At 75.6% G+C, this 1,063-nt stretch carries 1 protein-coding gene; it reads right to left on the bottom strand.

Features of this window, described 5'->3' with window-relative positions; translation table 11 throughout:
- Positions 1-1,062: MFS transporter (locus AB0J24_RS28770; RefSeq protein WP_358687018.1), on the bottom strand; the 1,062-nt coding region annotated here is incomplete at its 3' end.
- Position 1,063 lies beyond the last annotated feature (1 nt).

Genomic DNA, 1,063 nt, shown 5'->3' with positions numbered 1-1,063 from the left:
TGCGGTGGCGATCATCGCCGGCGCCGACAGCAGCCCGTTGAGCCGTCCGTAGTGGGCCGCGCCCCAGCGGTCGCTGATCGCGGTGGCCTGCAGCAGGGTGAACACCCCGCGGGCGGCACCGGCGATCATCGCCGCACCGACGAGCAGTACCTCGGGGCCGGGCACCAGCCCGAGCAGCAGGGTCGCCGCGGCGGAGAGGGCGAGGATCACCACGGCACGCATGCGCACCGACAGCGTGGCGGCCAGGCGCCCGTAGCCGAGCCGGCCGAGGACCTGGCCGACGCCGCCCAGCCCGAGGGCCCAGGCCGCTTCGGTGGTCGACAGCCCGCGCTCGATCAGCAGCGGGACCTGATTGACCAGGACCGCGAACGCGGAGAACGTGCCGAGCGCGACGGCCGCCACCAGCAGCCGGAACGCGCGGCTGCGCAGGATCTCACGCGGGGTGTTCCCCGGACCGGCGGCCTGCTCGCTCCCGGTCGTCCGGTCGTGGCCGGGCCAGGGCCCGCGCAGGCCGAACAGGTGCGCGGGGACGGTGATCACGGCGAGGACGGCGGCGAGCACGAGGTAGGTCCCGCGCCAGCCCAGCCCGGCGAGCAGGCCCGCGGTCAGCGGAGCGAAGACCGTCGACGCCAACCCGGCCAGCAGGGTCAGCGCGGTCAACGCGCGGACCCGCCGGGGGCCCCACCAGCGGGTCAGCGCCGCGAACGCCGGCGGGTAGAGCGTGCCGGCCATCGCCACCCCGGCCAGTACCCACGCGGCGAAGAACAGCGGCGGGGTCGGTGCCAGCGCGATCGCGACGACGGCGGGCACACCCAGGACCGAACCGGCGGTCATGACCGGGCGCGGCCCGATGCGGTCCAGCCATCGCCCGGCCGGGATCCCGACCAGGGCCGAGACCCCCAGCCCGGTGGAGAACCCGGCGGTGATCATCGCGATCGACCAGCCGGTGTCGGCGGCGATGGCCGGAGCCAGCACCGGGAAGGCGTAGTAGAGCACGCCCCAGCTGACGATCTCGGTCGCGCACAGCACGACCAGCACCCGGCGCAGACCGCCCCGGCCCAAC

Origin of the sequence: Pseudonocardia sp. NPDC049635, assembly GCF_040659795.1 — a bacterium.
Taxonomy (GTDB): Bacteria; Actinomycetota; Actinomycetes; order Mycobacteriales; family Pseudonocardiaceae; genus Pseudonocardia.
This window is presented reverse-complemented; position numbering and strand designations above follow the sequence as displayed.